Origin of the sequence: Kitasatospora sp. NPDC056731, assembly GCF_040687675.1 — a bacterium.
In the GTDB taxonomy this organism is placed as follows: domain Bacteria; phylum Actinomycetota; class Actinomycetes; order Streptomycetales; family Streptomycetaceae; genus Kitasatospora.
The window spans coordinates 1-17917 of the sequence record NZ_JBFBNR010000081.1; the positions used below are offsets into that span (position 1 = coordinate 1).

General features: G+C 71.8%; 19 protein-coding genes. 8 read left to right on the forward strand and 11 right to left on the reverse strand.

Features of this window, described 5'->3' with window-relative positions; translation table 11 throughout:
- Positions 1-1159: 1159 nt before the first annotated feature.
- The 5 genes from AB0R04_RS38070 to AB0R04_RS38090 all read right to left on the reverse strand — a co-directional run bounded on the left by AB0R04_RS38070 (position 1160) and on the right by AB0R04_RS38090 (position 7808).
- Entirely contained in the window at positions 1160-1396 is a 237-nt protein-coding gene (locus AB0R04_RS38070) for a universal stress protein (protein WP_363378660.1), read from the reverse strand.
- A 177-nt stretch (positions 1397-1573) separates the two neighbouring features.
- Positions 1574-2863, reverse strand: coding sequence for a cytochrome P450 (locus AB0R04_RS38075; protein WP_363378662.1), 1290 nt, complete (start codon positions 2861-2863; stop codon positions 1574-1576).
- 117 nt (positions 2864-2980) lie between these two features.
- Complete coding sequence (locus AB0R04_RS38080; protein ID WP_363378664.1) at positions 2981-4219, reverse strand: cytochrome P450; 1239 nt, start codon at positions 4217-4219, stop codon at positions 2981-2983.
- On the reverse strand, positions 4216-7269 hold the full coding sequence (locus tag AB0R04_RS38085) for an amino acid adenylation domain-containing protein (protein ID WP_363378666.1): 3054 nt from the start codon (positions 7267-7269) through the stop codon (positions 4216-4218). Before AB0R04_RS38085 ends, AB0R04_RS38080 begins: the two co-directional genes overlap by 4 nt.
- 95 nt (positions 7270-7364) lie before the next feature.
- A complete protein-coding gene (locus AB0R04_RS38090; RefSeq protein WP_363378667.1) occupies positions 7365-7808 on the reverse strand; it encodes a pyridoxamine 5'-phosphate oxidase family protein in 444 nt (147 codons plus the stop codon).
- Positions 7809-8190: 382 nt separating this feature from the next.
- Between AB0R04_RS38090 and AB0R04_RS38095 the strand changes: the two genes are divergently transcribed.
- Positions 8191-9246 (forward strand): ATP-binding cassette domain-containing protein, encoded by a 1056-nt coding sequence (locus AB0R04_RS38095; RefSeq protein WP_363378669.1) that lies wholly within the window; start codon positions 8191-8193, stop codon positions 9244-9246.
- 59 nt (positions 9247-9305) lie between these two features.
- Positions 9306-10046 (forward strand): SDR family oxidoreductase, encoded by a 741-nt coding sequence (locus AB0R04_RS38100; protein WP_363378671.1) that lies wholly within the window; start codon positions 9306-9308, stop codon positions 10044-10046.
- Here AB0R04_RS38100 and AB0R04_RS38105 read toward each other — a convergent pair.
- On the reverse strand, positions 10033-10185 hold the full coding sequence (locus tag AB0R04_RS38105; RefSeq protein WP_363378673.1) for a hypothetical protein: 153 nt from the start codon (positions 10183-10185) through the stop codon (positions 10033-10035). The two genes, AB0R04_RS38100 and AB0R04_RS38105, sit on opposite strands and share 14 nt — an antisense overlap.
- Positions 10186-10208: 23 nt before the next feature.
- On the opposite strand from AB0R04_RS38105, the gene AB0R04_RS38110 reads away from it, so the two are divergent.
- The 6 genes from AB0R04_RS38110 (at position 10209) to AB0R04_RS38135 (ending at position 13288) form a co-directional block, all read left to right on the forward strand.
- Complete coding sequence (locus AB0R04_RS38110) at positions 10209-10367, forward strand: hypothetical protein (RefSeq protein WP_363378675.1); 159 nt, start codon at positions 10209-10211, stop codon at positions 10365-10367.
- 400 nt (positions 10368-10767) lie between these two features.
- Entirely contained in the window at positions 10768-11106 is a 339-nt protein-coding gene (locus tag AB0R04_RS38115; protein WP_363378677.1) for a hypothetical protein, read from the forward strand.
- A gap of 365 nt (positions 11107-11471) precedes the next feature.
- Positions 11472-11951: a hypothetical protein gene (locus AB0R04_RS38120; protein ID WP_063351747.1), complete on the forward strand. Its 480-nt coding sequence runs from the start codon at positions 11472-11474 to the stop codon at positions 11949-11951.
- Positions 11952-12057: 106 nt separating this feature from the next.
- Positions 12058-12504, forward strand: a complete 447-nt coding sequence (locus AB0R04_RS38125; protein WP_363378679.1) for a hypothetical protein — start codon at positions 12058-12060, stop codon at positions 12502-12504.
- 398 nt (positions 12505-12902) lie between these two features.
- Entirely contained in the window at positions 12903-13097 is a 195-nt protein-coding gene (locus tag AB0R04_RS38130) for a hypothetical protein (RefSeq protein WP_363378680.1), read from the forward strand.
- Entirely contained in the window at positions 13094-13288 is a 195-nt protein-coding gene (locus AB0R04_RS38135) for a hypothetical protein (RefSeq protein WP_363378682.1), read from the forward strand. Before AB0R04_RS38130 ends, AB0R04_RS38135 begins: the two co-directional genes overlap by 4 nt.
- Here AB0R04_RS38135 and AB0R04_RS38140 read toward each other — a convergent pair.
- The 5 genes from AB0R04_RS38140 to AB0R04_RS38160 form a co-directional block, all read right to left on the reverse strand.
- Positions 13282-13518 (reverse strand): hypothetical protein, encoded by a 237-nt coding sequence (locus AB0R04_RS38140; protein ID WP_063351744.1) that lies wholly within the window; start codon positions 13516-13518, stop codon positions 13282-13284. The two genes, AB0R04_RS38135 and AB0R04_RS38140, sit on opposite strands and share 7 nt — an antisense overlap.
- Positions 13519-13832: 314 nt before the next feature.
- A complete protein-coding gene (locus AB0R04_RS38145; protein WP_363378684.1) occupies positions 13833-14090 on the reverse strand; it encodes a hypothetical protein in 258 nt (85 codons plus the stop codon).
- Positions 14091-14172: 82 nt separating this feature from the next.
- A complete protein-coding gene (locus AB0R04_RS38150) occupies positions 14173-14556 on the reverse strand; it encodes a hypothetical protein (RefSeq protein WP_363378685.1) in 384 nt (127 codons plus the stop codon).
- A gap of 203 nt (positions 14557-14759) precedes the next feature.
- Positions 14760-15269, reverse strand: a complete 510-nt coding sequence (locus tag AB0R04_RS38155; protein ID WP_363378687.1) for a hypothetical protein — start codon at positions 15267-15269, stop codon at positions 14760-14762.
- 635 nt (positions 15270-15904) lie between these two features.
- The gene (locus AB0R04_RS38160) at positions 15905-17335 is read right to left on the reverse strand and encodes an alkaline phosphatase family protein (protein WP_363378689.1); all 1431 of its coding nucleotides are present in this window, start codon (positions 17333-17335) and stop codon (positions 15905-15907) included.
- Between the last annotated feature and the right edge of the window lie 582 nt (positions 17336-17917).

Here is a 17917-nt window from a genome sequence, read left to right on the forward strand (position 1 = left end):
CCGCCCCGCGCGCGCCCCCCCCCCCCCCCGGGCCCCCCGCGGGGCGGGGGGGGGCCCCGCCCCCCCCGCGGCCCCCCCCCCCCCCGGCGCGGGGGGGGGGGGGCCCCCCCCCCCCCCCCCCCGCAGGCGCCCAGCACCCGGCGTTCTGCCCCTCAGACAGCGGACAGGCCGGACGGTCGGAACCGCTTTGATCGGAGTGGCCTCACTCTGGGAGGATGTCGTCCATGACGAACCAACGAAAGGCCTATGGCGCGTAGACAGCCAGGCCAGGTGCGCGCCAAGTTGGCGCACAGGCTCCGCCCGGAGCGCGGTAGGAAGATCGTTTCTGGGGTCTCGGCGCGCGCACAGAGCGAGATTGCCACGTTCGAGGATTCACATTTGTGGCCAGGGGCCATCGCCGACGCGATGGCTCGGTGGGTCGGCACCGTTCACGGGCCCGCCCGTAGGCTGACAGATCCACAGGTCCGTGGCTGCGGAGTTGAAGCATGCTGTCCCACTGACGCCCACCCCCGAGAGATGCTGGAGCAGGCCCTGTGCGGGCTGCCGACAGGTGCGTCGCGGGAGCTCCGGCGGCTGGTACATCCACTTGACGAGGTCTACCGGTCCCGCACGATCGTGGACTCCTATGGCGATCCTTCTCAGCCATGGTGGATGCGGAGATGCTGACCCTCGGACAGGGGGATGCCTCGTAAGCGCCCCTCCGCCGTCCGGCCGGAGTCCGGATCATGCCTGCGGTGCGACACCAGGCAGGACTGCTGCGAACGGTTTGACGCAGCGCTGTGCGTGGTGTGCGACGAATGGCGTGAAGGCGTCTGCAGTGATCCTGATTGCGCGTATTGCCGACGACGGCCCGAACGACCGAGCCTTGCCTCGGAACACGCCCATGCAGAAGCCGTCTTGCGTCGGGCGGTCCGGCTGGCCAACCGTCGATTGCTCTGGTCCCGGCGGAGGGACCCGGTCACCTGATGGGTGATCGGATCCCTCCGCCGGGGTGTTGCTGGGCTACTTCCGACGAGTGGGTCGAGGAGTTGGGCTTCGAGATCGGCGACGCGGCGATCCTGGAAGCGGAGGTTGGAGCGGGCGGCTTTGAGTCGTTCGTCGAGGGTCCGGTTGTCGGCGGTCGGCTGGCGGACCCTTCCGCGCACCTCCGTACCGCGAACTAACCCTTCACGAAGAGGAGTTCGGACATCTCGCCGACCGGCAGGTGCCACCGGGTGCGCCGGTTCATGGCCTCCAGCTCGTGCAGCAGCTCGGGCGCCGGGACGGTCAGCACCGGGCAGCCCGCCTTCCGTGCGCAGTACGCCGGCACCGAGCCCCGCAGCCGGCGGCGCAGCAGTCCGCCGCTCTGGCCGAGGACCAGCAGGTCCGCCGGCCTGGTGCGTCGCCCTCCACCCAACCGCCGTGCCCGCCGCGGCCCGCCCGTCCTTGACGCCTTCCTGACGCCCCGGGCCGCCTTCCCAGCGCACTCCGTACGCGCGCTCCTCGCGGAGCGGTCGTCCAAGGTCTCTGCCGGCCCGGCAGGAGGGCCCTTCCTCCCGGCGCGCGGCGGTGAGCGCAACGCTCGGCGGTGTCCTCACGGCGGCGGGGGCCGGTGGCTTCGCGGTCGTTCCGGTGGATCGCCGACCCCTTGAGCGGCGGCGGTGGTGGCGTGCCAGCTGACGGGGAGGGTGAGTGGTGACTTGCTCGGGGATTCGTCGTCCCAGGCGGGTTCCTGTCCTTCGGCGAGGCGCAGTCGCGGGAAGCGGTCGAGCAGGGCTTCCAGTCCCACGGCCATCTGGGCCCGGGCCAGGTGCGCGCCGATGCAGTTGTGCGCACCCCGGCCGAAGGTGAGGTGCGGGTTCTCCGCCCGGCACAGGTCGAGGCGGTCGGCGTCGGTGAACACCCGTTCGTCGCGGTTGGCCGAGGCGAGGACGGGCAGAACGGCGTCGCCCGCGCGGATCCTGCGGTCGTGCAACTCGATGTCCTCGACGGCCTGGAGGACCACGACGCCGTTCATGACCGGTATGTACCGCAGGAGTTCCTCCACCGCGCCGGGTAGGAGGCCGCGGTCGTCGCGGAGCCGGGCGTACCGGTCGGGCGCGGTCAGCAGGGCCACCACGGCGTCGGCCAGGAACATGGTGCTCGTGCGGTAGCCGGCGACCAGCATCGAGAGCCCGAAGGTCACCACGCTCTCCCCGTCCAGGGTGCCGGGCCCGCACGCGTGGACCAGCCCGGTGAGGACGTCGTCGGCGGGCTCGCGCCGCTTGCGGTCGAGCAGTGACGCGATGTACTCGCGCAGTTCGGAGGTGACCTCGCGGCCCTCGTCCAGGGTGACCATCGCCCCGAGGGCGGCGTCCGCCCTGGGCAGGAAGTACTCGCGGTCCTCGTAGGGGATGCCCACCAGCTCGCACATGGCCAGCAGCGGGAAGGGCTCCAGGAAGCCGCCGACCAGGTCGCCGGGCTGCCCGGCGGCCGTGAAGTCGTCCAGCAGCCCATCGGCCGACCGGCGCAGTCGCGGTAGCCGGCGCCGGACGGAACGGACGCTGAACGGTTCGGCCAGAGCGCGGCGCAGGGCTTCGTGGCGGGGGCCGTTCAGTTCCATCATCGTGATCAGGCCCGGCTCGTCGTCGGCGGCCCGGTCAGGTCGGGGCGGCCAGTCGTTGATGGTCGGCCGGATCAGCCGGGGGTCCGCGAGCAGGTCCCGGACGTCCTCGTAGCGGGTGGCGTACCAGGCGGTGGCGCCGATCGGCAGTCGGACCTCCGCGAGCGGGCACTCCCGGCGCAGCCACCCGTACTGCGTGGGCGGGCCCATGGTGCCCGGCGGCGGCAGGGGTAGGTCGATGGCGGGCGGGTCGGCGGCGGGTTGCGGCGGTGAGCTGCTCACTGGCGGTGCTCCCTGGTCGCGTACGAGGTGGCTGGGTGTGAGGTGATCGCGTGTGAGGTGGCCGGGTGTGAGGTGGCCGGGTACGAGGTGATCGTGTGCGAGGTGGCCGGTCGGGTCTCACCAGCTGACCGGGAGGGTCAGCGGTGACTTGGTCACGGATTCGTCGTCCCAGGCGGGTTCCTGTCCTTCGGCGAGGCGCAGCCGCGGGAAGTGGTCGAACAACGCCTCGACTCCCGCGGACAGTTCGGCGCGGGCCAGGTGGGCGCCGAGGCAGTTGTGGGCTCCTCGTCCGAAGGCGAGGTGGCCCCCGCGGCCCGTGGTCGCGCCGGCTCGTTCCAGGTCGAGCCGGTCGGCGTCGGCGAACACCCGCTCGTCGCGGTTGGCGGAGGCCGGTACGGGAATGACGGCGTCGCCCTCGCGGATCGTCCGTCCGTGCAGTTCGATGTCCTCGGTCGCCAGGAGGATCACGGTGCCGTTCATCACCGGCATGTAGCGCAGGAACTCCTCCACCGCGCCGGGCATCAGCTCCCGGTCGTCGCGCAGGCGGGCCCACAGGCCCGGCCGGTCGAGCAGGGTGTGCACGGTGTCGGCCAGGAAGAAGCTGCTGATGCCGAAGCCGACGGTGAGCATGGACAGCCCGAAGGCCATCACGTCGTCGTGGGTCAGCTCGCCGTCGTCGCACCGGCGGACCAGCCGGGTCAGGATGTCGTCGCCGGGCCGGTCCCGCTTCCGGGCGATCAGTGCGGCGACGTACTCGCGCAGCAGGCCGGTGACCCGGCGCCCCTCCTGCGAGGTCACCATGCCGCCGAGGGCCGCGTCCAGCACCGGGAGGAACCGGTCCCGGTCCTCGAAGGGGATGCCCACCAGGTCGCAGAGCACGAGCAGGGGGAAGGGGTCGGTGAAGCCGGCGACCAGGTCGCCGGGCGGGCCGTTGTCCTCGAACGCCGGCAGCAGTCGCCCGGCCAGCCCGCGGATGCGCGGCAGGTGGTCGCGCACGGCCCGGGAGCTGAACGGTTCGGCCAGCGCCCGGCGCAGGGCCGCGTGCCGGGGGCCGTCGAGTTCGGCGATCGTGACCAGGCGCGGCCCGTCGTCCGCGGGTTGCCCGGGACGCGGCGGCCAGTCGTTGATGGTCGGCCTGATCAGCCGGGGGTCCGCGAAGAGCATCCGGACGTCCTCGTGCCGGGTGGCGTACCAGGCGGTCGCGTCCATCGGCAGCCTGACCCTGGCCAGGGGGCAGTTCTCGCGCAGCCGCGCGGACTCCTCGGGCGGCCCCATGGTGCCCGGCGGCGGGAGCGGGAAGTCCAGGACGTCCGGCTCGGCGCCGGCCCCCCGCGCACCGGGCGGCCGTGCGCTCATGCCCGCGCCCCTTCCGGGTGGCGGGGGCAGGGGCGTTCGATGTAACCGGTGGTGTAGAAGTACTCCAGGTAGCGGTCCAGCAGCTCCGCGTCGACGGGAGGGCAGTGCAGGCCCGAGGTGGCCAGGTCGTGCTCGACGTTGGCCCGCCCGACGGTCGGGAAGGTGCCCTCGAAGTACATCTCCTTGACGGACATGTCGGCCTGCTTGCAGCGGTCCACGCACAGCGAGACGAACGGGGCCGTGGGGCTCGTGGGGTGCTGCGCGACGTGGCGGACGAGCTCGCCCACCCACTCCTCGTAGGGGAGCCGGGAGATCCGGTGGCCGGCCCTGTCCATCCGGTCGAGCATGTCGCACAGGCTCGCGGCGCGGGGGTTGGTCATGTGGTAGGTCCGGCGGGTGGCGCGGTGGGTGGTGGCGATGTGCACCAGGGCGTCGGAGAGGAAGTCCACCGGGACGAAGTCCAGCGGCAGCCGGATGTCGGGGGCGAGCCCGGTCTCGCTGATGGTCTTGAACAGCGAGCAGATCGCGGTGTCGGTGTTGCACGCGCCGGTGTGCCGGTCGCCGGTGATCTCGTACGGACGGTAGACCGCCACCGGCAGGCCCTGGTCCTGGTCCGCGGCGTCGCGCAGCACCTCCTCGGCGACCCACTTGCTCTCGGCGTAGCCCATGGTGAGCCCGTCGGCGTGGTCGAGCGGCAGGTCCTCGTCGACGTGCCGTACGCCGGCGGTTCCGAAGCCGGCGAGCACCGCGATGGTGGAGAGGAAGTGCACCGGCACCCGGCGCCCGGCGGCCAGTCGGATGAGCTCCCTGGTGCCTTCCACGTTGGTGCGGCGCAGCGCGTCGTACGGATAGATGAAGTTGACCTGCGCGGCCGAGTGGATCACCAGGTCGACGGTGTCGGCGAGTTCGTCGGCGCGGCCCGGCTCCAGTCCGAGGCCGGGCTCGGCGAGGTCGGCGGGGAGGCACACGATGCGGTCGGCGGCTTCGGGGGTGGCGAGGCCGAAGCGGGCGAGGTTGCGCATCACCTTCTGCCGGGCGTGGGCGGGGGCCCGGCTTCGCACCGGGCAGCACACCCGGGCGTCGGTGCGGCGCAGCAGCGCGTCCAGGAGGAAGGCGCCGACGAAGCCGGAGGCGCCGGTGAGCAGCACCTCCGCGGGGTGGTGCCAGTCCGGCTCCGGCCCGCGCGGTTGCGGGAGGGTGAAGCTCAGCCGTGCCTCGGCGCGGAAGTCCACCGGGCCCGCGTCGGCGTTCACCCTGCCGGGCGGGCCCTGGACGGCGACGACGGCGGCGGTGAAGTCCTCCAGTGTCGGGGAGCGCAGCAGGCTGTGGACGAGGGTGCGGCCGTGCCGGGCGTCGAGGCCGAAGGCGGCCAGCGCACGGGTGACGGCCTCGGCTGCCAGCAGGGAGTCGCCGCCGATGTCGAAGAAGCTGTCGCCCGGCGCCGGGTGCACACCCAGCACCACCTGCCAGATCCGGGCCACCGTGTCCTGCGGGCCGGACGCGGTGCCGTTCACCGCCGCCGGGACGGCAGCCTCCTCGGTCGCCGTCAGCCTGCGCAGCCGGGCGCGGTCGACCTTGCCCCCGGCCGTCACCGGGAACCGCGCGAGTTCCACCAGCCGCGCGGGCACCGCGGCCGCGGGCAGCCAGGTGGCGAGAGCGCTGCGGATGCGGTCCAGGGTCAGTGCCTGGCCGGGGCGGGCCGGGGTCACGTACCCGATCAGGGCGTCGCCCTCCCGTTCGACGACGGCCTCGCCCACCGTGTCGTCCGCGCGCAGCCGCGCCTCCACCTCGTCCGGCTCGATGCGGTGCCCGCGCAGTTTGATCTGCCGGTCCACCCGGGCCCGGTACTCCAGTACGCCGTCCGGGTGCCGGACCACGCGGTCACCGGTGCGGTAGAGGCGCGTACCGGGCTCGACGAGGTCGTCGACGAAGCGCTCGGCGGTCAGCCCGGGGTCGCCGAGGTACCCCAGGGCGAGCCCGTCCCCGCCGACGAGGAGCTCGCCTTCCTCGCCGGTGTCGGCGAGCGTGCCGTCCGGGCGCAGCACGTGACAGGTGGAGTTCTCCAGGGGGAGGCCGATCGGCACGGCCGTCGCCTCGGGAGGCAGGTCGTGCAGCGCGTGTGCGGTGGACACCACGCTGTTCTCGGTCGGGCCGTAGAAGTTGACCACGGTGGTGTCCGGGCAAGCCGCCAGTATCGCGCGGGCCAGTTCCGCGTCCATCGCCTCGCCTCCGGCCGAGGCGAACCGCAGGGACCGCAGCGCCGAGGGCCTGGTGCGCGCGATGTGGTGGAACACCCCGGTGGTCAGGTAGGCGATGCTGACCCGCTCGGAGAGCAGCAGCGATTCCAGGGCGGTCGGCGACAGCAGTTCCTCCTGGTCGGCGATCACGATGCAGGCGCCGGCGAGCAGCGCGGGCCAGATCTCGATCGTGGAGGCGTCCGAGGAGAGGCCGTAGGCGTGCAGCACCCGCTCACCGGGCCGCGGCCGCTGCCGGACCAGGTCGGAGGCGGCCAGCCGGACGATGCCGCGGTGCGGGATCGCCACGGGTTTGGGGCGGCCGGTCGAGCCGGAGGTGAACATCACGTAGGCGCAGTCCGCGGGGAGCACCCGGGCCAGCGGCACCGCGGCCGGGGCGGTCGGGGCGGTCGAGGTGGTCGGGGCCAGGCCACCCAGGTCGATGCGGGAACGCACGCGCCGGATGCGGCGGGAGCTGCCGGGCAGCGTGACGACGGTGTGCACCCCCGCGTCCTCGGCCATCGCCTGCAGACGCGCGGGTGGTGAGGCGTCATCGAGCGGGACGTAGGCCGCACCGGTCTTGAGGATGCCCAGGAACGCGACCAGCGCCTCCGGAGAGCGGGCCCCGCACACCCCGACCGTGTCGCCGTACCGCACGCCGGAGTCGTGCAGCCGGGCCGCCACCGCGTCGGAGCGGAGCTTGAGTTCGCCGTAGCTGATGCCGCGGCCGTGCTGTACGGAGGCGATGGCCCGCGGGCGGTGCACCGCCCGGGCGTCGAACAGCTCGTGGAGGCAGCGATCGCGTGGATACGGCACCGCCGCAGCGTGCTCGGCCGCCTCCTGATGCGTCGTTGTTCGGGTGTTCATCGGGACGTCACGCTCTCTGCCGCACACGGACCGCGCGCGGGAAGCTAGGGTTCGAACTCCTTGGCGAAGGCGGCGAAGTCGGCGGTCCGCCATCTCTCGGGCCTCATGCGGATGAGGACGTCGTCGGCCAGCTGCCGCCGGTTGGCGTCCAGGTACGCCGCCGCCGTGTCCGCGTCCAGATACCGGCGCGCCAGCTCCTCGCGTGCGGCCGGCGGCAGCGGGTCCTCGACGGCCACCACCGGCCCCTCCACGCTGACGTAGCGGTAGGGCGCCGACTCGACCTGCGCGCAGAGGCTGAACCGGCCCGCGCTGCGGATGAGCCGGGCCTTCAGCGTCGTCCGCCCGGTCTGGATCGTCACCAGCCCGCCGGGCCGGTAGGAGTACCAGAGCGGGACGAGCAGCGGTCCGCCGCCGTCGCGCGCGTCGTCCACCCCCAGGATTCCCACGTGCGGGCCGGCGAGGAACGCCTCCCGGGCTTCGACCGACATCCTGAGATCCACTGGTACCGCCTCGATTCGGCAGGAGACGCATCCGGTATCGACAGGAGACGCATCCGGTATCGATTCGCGCAAGGGAGGGTGAGCCGGCGGGGGCCTCCGGGCGACCGGCGTGTGACCGCCGCAGGTCTGTGCGGGTCCTCGGTCCTTCTCGTCCGGTGCACACGGCCTTCGGGAACCCGGTGGGGCGGCCAGGGCAGGGCCGGGCTCTCTCCTCCACATTTCCACCACACCCGGGTGGCCCGCATCCCGGCGGCCGCGCACGCGTTGCCTCCGACCCCCCCGCCGAAGCGCACGACGGGCGCTCCGGGGGGATCCTGCCAGTGTCGGCCGTCAGGTGGTTCCCGGCTGGTTCCAGGAGAAGGAGAGGCACATGAGGGCGGCCATCCGGGCCGAGGGCCTGGTGAAGGACTTCGGCGACGTACGGGCCCTGGACGGGGTCGACCTGGACGTGCCGGAGGGGACGGTGCTGGGCCTGCTCGGCCCCAACGGCGCCGGCAAGAGCACCACGGTACGGGTGCTCACCACCCTGGTGCGGCCCGACGCGGGCAGCGCCCACGTGGCGGGGGTGGACGTGCTCAAGCACCCCGGCCGGGTCCGCAGCCTGCTGGGCCTCTGCGGCCAGTACGCGGCGGTCGACGAGTACCTCACCGGCCGGGAGAACCTCCAGATGGTCGGCGAGCTCTACCAGATGCGGAGCAGGGACGCCAAGGCGCGCGCCCGCGAGCTGCTGGAGTGGTTCGACCTCGCCGAGGCGGCCGACCGGCCGGCCAGGACCTACTCCGGTGGCATGCGCCGCCGGCTCGACCTGGCGGCCGCGCTGGTGGTGCGGCCCCCGGTGATGTTCCTCGATGAGCCCACCACCGGCCTGGACCCGCGCAACCGGCTCGCGCTGTGGGAGGTCGTCGAGATGCTGGCCGCGGAGGGCACCACCCTGCTGCTCACCACCCAGTACCTGGAGGAGGCCGACCGGCTGGCGCACGACATCGTCGTGGTCGACCACGGCCGGGTGATCGCACGCGGATCCGCCGACGACCTCAAGACCAGGACCGGCGGCGAGCGGGTGGAGGTGGTGGTCCACGACCGCGAGCAGATCGGTGCGGCCGTCGCGGCGCTCGCCCCGTACGGTGGGGGCCCGCTCAGCGTGGAGCAGCACACCCGGCGAATCCTCGTGCCGGTGGGCGGGGGCGCCCGGGTGCTCGCCGACGTCATCCGCGAGCTGGACGGGCTGGGCGTCCTCATCGACGACATCGGCCTGCGCAGGCCCACCCTCGACGACGTCTTCCTCTTCCTCACCGGCCACGCGGCCGAGGAGAACGAGCTGGGAAAGCCGCCCCGGCCGGCTTCCGGGGCCGGGCGGCGCCGGTGGACACGGAACGCCCGTGGGAATTCCCGGCGGGGGCTTCGGCGCTCCCACCGGAAGCAGTAACTCCAGCGATGGTCGAAGCAGCGATGATCGAAGCAGTGATGGTCAAGGGAGTGGAAACCATGGGACAGCTGGATGGGAAGGTCGCCCTGGTGACCGGGGGCTCGGCCGGGATCGGTCTCGCCGTCGTCCGTCGGTTCGCCGCCGAAGGTGCCACCGTCTACCTCACCGGCCGGCGCAAGGCCGAGCTGGACGAGGCCGTGGAAGCCATCGGCGAACGGGCCATCGGCGTCCAGAGCGATGTGTCGAATCTCGACGACCTCGACCGGCTCTTCGCGGCGATCGAGGCACGCAGCGGACGGCTGGACGTCGTGGTGGCCAATGCCGGCGTCGGCGAGCTCGCCCCGCTCGGGAAGATCACCGAGGAGCACTACGACAGGACCTTCGACATCAACGTCAGGGGGGTGGTCTTCACCGTCCAGAAGGCGCTGCCCCTGTTGCCGGACGGCGCCTCGGTGATCGTGCTCGCCTCCACCAACGCGTCGACGGGCGTCCAGGCGATGAGCGTCTACAGCGCCACCAAGGCCGCCGACCGCAACCTCGTCCGCACGTGGGCCGCCGAGCTCGCGAGCCGCGGCATCCGGGTCAACGCCATCAGCCCCGGCCCGATCGAGACCCCCGCCATCCGCAGCCTGAGCGCGGAGCAGGCGCCCGCGCTGGACGAGCTCGTCGCCAGAATTCCGCTGGGCCGGATCGGACGCCCCGACGAGGTCGCCGCCGCGGCCCTCTTCCTCGCCTCGGACCAGAGCTCCTTCACCACCGGAGCCGAACTCTTCGTCGACGGCGGCCTCAACCAGGTCTGACCGGCTCGGCGAGGCCGAGGGCGTAGGCGGTGCCGCCGCCGGGGGCGGGTTCGACGGTCAGTTCGCCGTTCATCGCCTCGACGAAGCCGCGTGCCACGATGAGGCCGGCGCCCTCGACGGCCGGGCCGGGGGCCGTCACCCGGAGGTGGACCCCTCCGCCAGTTGGTCGAGATCCGGGCCACGAAGTCCCAGGTGGTGCTCCGCTCGACCGCCCCCGACCCGGCCGGCACCCTGCGCGTGGCGATCCGCGCCGGCACCGCCCGGTGCCTGGGCCCCGGCCCGCAGGGTGACCAGCCGCTGCTGGCCACCCCGCTGCCGTGAACCCGCCGCGCCGGGCGGCATGGCGGGTCAGGGGCGGCGGTAGGCGAGGGCGGGGTGAGTGTCGCGGCGATCGACCACCACACGTCGGCGCCCGGGCCTTCGTCCTCCAGGTCCTCTAGCCTGGCGACCCTGGCCGGGACGGTGCGCAGCATCTTGGCGACGTACCGGGTGCGGGCGATGGCCTCCAGGTCGTCGGCGCGGTGGGCGAAGCCGGCCTGCCCGGTGCCGGTGAGGACGAACAGCGGCCGGGGAAAGTGGACGTAGCGGCGTTCCCGCAGTGGCACGCCGCCGCCCTGGGCCTCGGTGGTGGCGGGTCGGGACCGGAAATCGGTTCGATGACGGACCGGATGATGTGTCAGGATGCCCCGTCCCGTCGCTGTCCTGGGGGTTGGTCCTGATCATGCGTCGCTCAACCGTGCTCGCCGTCGCCCTCGCGGCGCTCTCCATCGCCGGCCTGGCAGGCTGCGGGGAGGACCCGGCACCGGCCGCCGTCTCGACCGCGAGCCCGGTCGCACGCACCGCCACCGCCGCACCGACGTCCGAAGGCGCGACCACCACGACCCCCTCGTTCCCGGCCCCCACCACGGCGGGCGGAGCGATCGACCCCGCGCAAGCGCTCGCGCTGGCGGAGGAGACGCCGTACGCGGCCACCCTGGACTTCACATCCGGGGGCGGCCCGGTCACCACGACCGTGAAGGGCCGGGTCAACCTCAACGGCCAGCCGATCCGAATACCTTGATGCCCCGCCCGGGTCTTCCGTCCGGGCTGGGCATCAAGGTGCGGGTGCCGGTCAGGGCTGCAGCTGCGTCCAGCCGCCCGCCCGGCCCCGGCCGTCCGGGCCCGCCTGCTCCCTCCTCGTCGCCAAGGTCGAGGGCTCCTACGGTTTCACCCGTCCCGCCGGGGCGTAGGGCTACGCGACGGGCGGGTGGCGGGGATCCCAACTCCCGTCATCCGTCCGCCGGCGGGGTGGCAAATCCCCCTCAACTGGCGCCCCAACTAAGGGTTTTGGCCTGAACGCGCCTACGTCGCCTCCTCGGCGCCTGCCTACGCTCCCCTCGAACCCCGGCCGCTCCGGCCGTGGGACCGACCCAGGGGGAACACCCAATGCGTATTCGCCACGCCGTCGCCACGGTCACCCTCGCGGCGACCGCCGCGCTCACGATGAGCACCGCCGCCTCGGCCGCCCCGGCCCCGCGTCTCGCCTGCGGGGTGAGCGACCAGGGCCTCCCGGGCAACATCTACAACAACGGCGTCTACGTCGGCCAGGTCGAGCAGCAATACGACAGCTGTAGCCAGACGGCGATCGCCCACTTCCAGTGGTCCGGCGGCTTCCAGGGAAACGGCTCCCAGGTCAAGGTGTACCTGATGGCGAGCAACGGCTACGCCGGCCAGGCGACCATCGGGGACCAGAGCAGCAAGGACGTCTACGGCTACGTCAACATCCACGCCACTTCCCCGGACATCTGGACGGCCATCGCGTCGCTCGACCAGATCTGCCCCGCCTACAGCACCCAGCACGACTACTCCAACGGCGCCTCCCTGGCGGGTCCACAGGACAGCAACTGCAGCATCCCCAACCCGTAGCCCGTAGTCCGCAGTCCGCGCTCCCGGGTTTCCCGGCCGGGAAACCCGGGAGCGCGTCGGCACGTGGCGTGGCAGGGTGAGCCCATGACTTCCCTCAGAAAGGGCGATGCCGCGTAGGCCGCCCGGCGCCCTGCGCGCCCAGACGCGGTACGCCCGGGGCTCGCAGCCCCGACCGTTCAGCCAGATCCGAGGCCTGCGGCGCAACGCCCAGGCCGCCGTACGACGCCTCGAAGCCCGGCGCTTCGAGCCCGGGTACCTGAGCAGGGCGCTCGGCCAGTACGAGGTATTCCTGCGTCAGCCCGGCCGGTGGCTGTACGTGCCCCTGCCGGACTGCCCCTGCCACGACGTCCTCGGCGCGCGCGACGAGATCGAGGCGATGCTCCCCGCCCTGCTACCGCGCGCCCGCTGCGAGTCGGGGCGGATCGTCGCCGGGCTCGACACGGAGTTCGAACGGCGCACGCTGCCGGACCCGTACGCCGCCCGGCGGCCGTCCTCCGTCCGGCCCGACGCGTCGAGGCGGCCATGGTGGTACCGGCGGCTGACCGGGCCGTGAGGGGCTGTCGCCCTGGTGGGCGGCGGTCGTTGCTGGTCCTGCCACCAGAAACACGAGGAGTGCGACTCCGCCTCCAGCTCAAGCCGACGCTCAGCTTGTGATGTATCGTCCGGCTTCGAACAGGTGGGCCGGGTGATCACTCGTCCGGGTGTTCCCGGGACGGCGGTGCGGCCTTCGCGTGGTCCTGAACTCGACCAAGAGGAACGGGATTTGACGCGAAGACCGTGATGGTGGGTCTGGGTGAGTCTGGTGGAACAGGGCGGGCAGTGCGAGCTATTCGCGGAACTGTCACGCTTCCGGGGGGTCTTCTACGACTGCCTGAGTGGACCAATCCGGGCCGGCCAGAGCGCCACGCCTGCCCCACTGCGCACTCAGCAGGAGAGGAGCTTCCGCTGGAGATGACGGTCTATCACCGTTATCGCACGGTGCCCCGCTTCGCGATCGACCTGAGCGGCAACCAGGACGGCACCATCCTCACCGCCTACGCCGCAGAGCTGCCCGATGTGATGGACCTGATCGCCCGTTGGGCGCCGGCCGTGCAGGCCCTGGCCGCAGCCGCTCTCGGCCCCCACCCCCAGGACGGCGGCCGGTGAGCGCCCGCAAGCTCACCAGCGGTGGGTTGGTGCTGTCGGCCGTCGGCGACGGCCTGGGTGGCGATCCCGCCGACCGCCGCGGCCTCCAGTACGGTGCCGGTCTCCTGCTGGGCGTCGGCGAGGCGTTCAGTGATGATGGTGGGCCGCACGACCGGCGGCCCACCATCAAGTGCGTTCCGGCGGCTCAGTAGAGGACTACGGAGAGCCGTGCCGGGCCGGTCTCGGTGGTGGTGTCGCAGAAGTAGACGATGGCCTGGTGGCTGTTCACATACGCCTGGCCGGCCGCGTGGCAGGCGGCGGCGGTCGGGTATATGCCGATGTAGGTGTAGGTGGACGCCTGGGCGGTCGGGGCGGCGATCAGGGCGCCGCCGGCCACGACCCCGGCCACGGCCACAGCGGAGAATGCCTTGCGAAGAGACATGAGTGGTCTTCCTCCCAATGGTGAGCGCCGGGGCCCGTGCCCCTGCGCTTCGCCGAGGAGCCTCCTCCGAATGTGAAGGCGAGGCAATGGTCGAGACCAATTCCGACCGGAAGCAGTGTGGTGTTTCTGTGACGGCGCAGGTCGCGGGCTCGCCTGACGGACTGGCGATCGTCTTCCGGACAGTTCTTGCACTGTCCGGAACCTGACAGTCCGTTTTGACTGATTCGCCAGGATAGCCCCAGGCCGTTTCCCTGGTAGGAGCGCTTTCACGCCCGGGCTGGGACAGTGTTGGGACATCCGGCCCGGTCGGCTGGCTACCGGCCGGGTGCGGCGTCCTCGATGGCGGCGAGCAGGCGGACGTGGACGGCGCCGGCGGCTTCGCGGGTGGCCGGGTCGGGGTCGTCCAGCTGTGGGGCGATCAGCTCGACGGCTGCGGCGAGCACCGGCACGGGGACGGTCGCCTCGCGCAGGTGCTGGAGCTGGGGGGCGGCCCGCTCGCCGGGCGTGGCCTTGGCGCGGGTGTCGTGGATCAGGGCGCTGATCCCGCGGGGCAGGGGCTGGGTGTTGGTCACCCGGCTCATTCTCCCGTCAGCTGAGCGGTGATGATCACCACGGTCGGTCGTCCGCGCCCAGGCTCCTCAGGCGAGGTCGGTGTCAGGATTTGCTCGGCACTACCTGCGCGTTGTCGAGGTGCAGGCGCAGCGTGCCGTCGACCGGACATCGCAGGCCGACCGACACACGGCGGACTTGGCCGTCCGCGTCGAGGGCGAGTGCGACTGCGGCCTGGAACGCGCCGTGCCCGGTTGGGCACGTGATGTCGGCTGGCTTGCGGAAGGCGTTGCTCAGCCGCGGGCGTGAAGGAGCGGATTCCGCGAGTTCCCAGGTGGATCCGTCTGTGTGAACATCTCCGTCCGCTATGCCGAGCGGCAGGCAGCAATCCTCACAGAAGCACTCGTCTGCGCTCGATTCGAACTGGCTTTTGCGCTTGTCCCGCGCCAAATGATCTCGATCGACGGTGGGTTCCTCTGTTCGCGTCATGGCCAACCGGTACAACTTGCTGACCTTGCGGCTATGAAGCGATGTTTCGGTGGGGTACCCCAAGTGCCTAGATTCGTTTAGGAGTTCGCGGTTTGCGCAGCCCTGAAACGCGCCGGCCTGCCGCCGTGCTGACGGCGCCGGCAGCGGGTGGAAGCCGATCCTCCCGCCCGCTGACTCCGCTCACCCGGAAGGGGGAGGCGCCGTCAACCTCGCTCGCCAGGATCGGCGGCGAGGCGGCCGAGCATCGCCATCACGGTGATCCGCGCGTCCTTGTCGTTCGTCACCGTGCAGTGGGCATCGACGCCTCGCGCGTCCGGTGCTTCATTCGGATCGGTCAGACCGATCCGGATCAGGTCGACGGCATACTCGCGGCACTGGGAGTAGTCCTCTGCGGCGCGGACCGCCTCGACGTGGTCGATGTGGCCGGGGTCCGCAGCGCGCAGCAGCGCGGGGGTGGGCAGCGGGCCCAGTGCCTCCTCGATCCATTCCGAGACGGTCTCCCGGGGGCAGCCCTGTTCCAACCGCGAAGCGCTCGCCGCGGTGAGCGCCAGGTGGATGAGGAGCGTCCCGAACCAGTTGGCGGCCTCGGCTGGAGGCGTGTCCGTGCCCGTCGGCGGCATCACGGCGCGGTACAGCGCAGCGGGGTCATCGGTGTGTGCGGCGGCGGCGACCGCCTTCACGGCGCTGCCGAGGGCAGCCTGGTCGATGGTCACGTCGGTGCTTCTTTCCCTAGTCGGCAGCCGTCAACTTACCGCTCCGCCGCGGTCGAAGGACCCGTTAACGGACATTCTGTGGAATCAGCTCTGTCGAGCAGTGGTCGTCATCCGGTGGCTGTCGCGATCTGCTGTCCGGCTGCTGTGGCTGCTGTTCGTGCAGCGGCCTCTTCAACCTGGCGTCGGCCGGATTCACCTCGGCTCCAGATGAATGCGCGCCAACGACGTGGCGCGTCGCTGCTCCCGGAAATCGGTGGAGGGCCGGGGGATCCTGTGGATCATCGCGCCGGCCGGTTCGTTCAAGCAGAGTCTTTGCGCGAGAGGAAAGACCGGTGAGGTCATCCAGTATGTGCATCCTGCACTTCTTTTCCCATGACAAGGGTATGGATTCGCAGGACCGCACGGTACGCGGTCGAAGTGCTTCGATGCAGTTCGAACCCCCAGCGGCCGTGGCCGTCGCGGGTTCAACATGGGCCTCCCGGACGGCACTCTCGGGGACGGGCGGCCACGTTGACGATCGGCAATAGCGTCGCGGTGGCTGGGTCGCCGCTCCGGCCCGAGACACGGCCGGGCCGGCGGTGCGCAGCGGCCTTCGGTCCGGGCCCTGGGCGAAGGCCGCCGATTGTTACTGGGCGTTATCGGGGCAGGTGCGGCCGGTCGCCGGGCTCCTGGGTGGGGAACCGTTGGCCCGCGCCCGGAAGGGCGGGCGCCGGATAGTTCGCCACCTCGTACTTGGCCAGTTCGAGCTGCTCGGCGGTCGGGGGCAGCGCCGGGGCCCTGCACGCGCCGCCGTTGAACTGGAAGGCCGAGGTCAGGTCCCCGAAGGCGTTGCGACGCCAGTCGGTGACGGTGGTCGACCGGACTCCGGTGAACCGCTCCAGGAACTGCAGCACCGAGGTGTGGTCGAAGGCCTCGCCGGCGACCCAGCCGCCCACCGTCCAGGGCGAGATGATGATGCACGGCACTCGGAAGCCGCCGCCGATCGGCAGGCCGCCGACGAACTCGCCCGGCGTGGCGGCCGGGGGCACCGGTGGCGGCACGTGGTCGAACAGCCCGTCGTTCTCGTCGTAGTTGAGGATGAACACCGTCTTCGCCCAGACCTCGGGGTTCGAGGCGACCGCCTCGATCTTGGAGGCGACGTAGTCGGCACCGGCGGCGGGCAGGTAGTCCGGGTGCTCGGACTGGTAGCTGGTCGGCAGGATCCAGGAGACGGCGGGCAGCCGGTTGTTGCGCGCGTCGTCCTCGAAGGTGCCGGCCGGCCGGGCGGTCATGCCCTTGTGGTGCAGTGCGCTGCCGGGCGCGGCCTGCTGGAAGCTCTTGAAGAGCGAGAGCATGTTGGTGCCGTAGTTGTCGGCTTCCTGGTAGACCTGCCAGCTGACGCCGGCCGCCTCCAGCTGTTCGGGGTAGGTCTTCCAGGTCAGCGGCTCGGGGGCCGAGTTCTTGATGATCGGGCCGCCCTGGCCGCCGTCGGCTCCGATCGAACCCGTCATCCAGTACAGCCGGTTGGGCCAGGTCGGTCCCTGGACCGAGCAGAAGTAGTTGTCGCAGATGGTGAACGACTCGGCCAGGGCGAACTGGAAGGGGATGTCCTCCCGGGTGTAGTACCCCATCACGTACGGGCCGTTGACGCCGTCGGCGGACCGGTGCGCGGGCAGCCACCGGTCCATCTTCCCGCCGTTCCAGGCCCGGTGCTGCACCGACCAGGAGTGGCTGGTGGACGGGATCGCCTGGGCGCTCGTGGTGAGGGTGTCCAGGTGGAACGGCAGCAGGTAGCCGTCCGGGTTGACGCTGTCGGGCTGGTAGAACACCGAGCGCCCGTTGTCCAGCCGCAGCGCGTTCGGGTCCGCGAAGCCGCGAACACCGGCCAGCGTGCCGAAGTAGTGGTCGAAGGACCGGTTCTCCTGCATCAGCAGGACCACGTGCTCGACGTCCCGCAGCGAACCGGCCTTCGGCACCCCCGCCGCTACCGCCCGCTGGACACTCGGTGGCAGCAGGCTCATCGCCGCTGCCGCTCCCATCGCGCCGGCCGCCGATCCCAGCAGCCTCCGTCGGGTTATTCCGGACATCAGCCCTGTCCTCTCCGTCGCGCCGGTGCGCGTGCGGGATGTCACCGCACCGGACTACCTGTGGCTTTCCCCCGGGAGCTTCGAGGCAGTGGAGATGACGGATGAACAGCCAAGGAATGTCAGGTACTCGCCAGGCGCTGCAGCCGCCCCCGGACCGCACTGTTGGCAGCTCCCAAGGAATGCCCGAACGGCGGGCGGGGACGGGTCCGTACGGCGATGGCCGGGCGGCGCATCACCCGGTCCGAGCGGGGCCGGCCGAGGACCATCGCCCTTCTCCCACTGCCCGGCCGCGATCAATCTGACGACCACGTTGGCGCCGCCCAGACCCGAAGACAAACGACGTCACTACTGCCCGATAGACCCGGAAACGACAAGTTCGCGGAAGCGTTCAGCGACCGGAGCTCCTGGAACGCATCGGACAGGTAGGCCTCCGGGGCACGGTCACCTGGTTGCCGAGGCCCTGGTGCGCGGGGTGGCGGCCGGGCAGGCTAGTTTGTCCGGGTGAGTCTCCTCGATGATGTGGCCAAGCGCGACGGCTGGCGATGCTGGGTGTGCGACGAACCGGTCGACCCCGACAAGTCG

Coding starts and splice junctions, on each gene's coding strand:
- AB0R04_RS38090 (WP_363378667.1), bottom strand. CDS start 7,808: ATGTCGGTCGAAGCCCGGGAGGCGTTCCTCGCCGGCCCGCACGTGGGA.
- AB0R04_RS38140 (WP_063351744.1), bottom strand. CDS start 13,518: ATGTCTCTTCGCAAGGCATTCTCCGCTGTGGCCGTGGCCGGGGTCGTG.
- AB0R04_RS38130 (WP_363378680.1), top strand. CDS start 12,903: ATGACGGTCTATCACCGTTATCGCACGGTGCCCCGCTTCGCGATCGAC.
- AB0R04_RS38115 (WP_363378677.1), top strand. CDS start 10,768: ATGCGTCGCTCAACCGTGCTCGCCGTCGCCCTCGCGGCGCTCTCCATC.
- AB0R04_RS38095 (WP_363378669.1), top strand. CDS start 8,191: ATGAGGGCGGCCATCCGGGCCGAGGGCCTGGTGAAGGACTTCGGCGAC.
- AB0R04_RS38125 (WP_363378679.1), top strand. CDS start 12,058: ATGCCGCGTAGGCCGCCCGGCGCCCTGCGCGCCCAGACGCGGTACGCC.
- AB0R04_RS38080 (WP_363378664.1), bottom strand. CDS start 4,219: ATGAGCGCACGGCCGCCCGGTGCGCGGGGGGCCGGCGCCGAGCCGGAC.
- AB0R04_RS38150 (WP_363378685.1), bottom strand. CDS start 14,556: ATGACGCGAACAGAGGAACCCACCGTCGATCGAGATCATTTGGCGCGG.
- AB0R04_RS38120 (WP_063351747.1), top strand. CDS start 11,472: ATGCGTATTCGCCACGCCGTCGCCACGGTCACCCTCGCGGCGACCGCC.
- AB0R04_RS38160 (WP_363378689.1), bottom strand. CDS start 17,335: ATGTCCGGAATAACCCGACGGAGGCTGCTGGGATCGGCGGCCGGCGCG.
- AB0R04_RS38100 (WP_363378671.1), top strand. CDS start 9,306: ATGGGACAGCTGGATGGGAAGGTCGCCCTGGTGACCGGGGGCTCGGCC.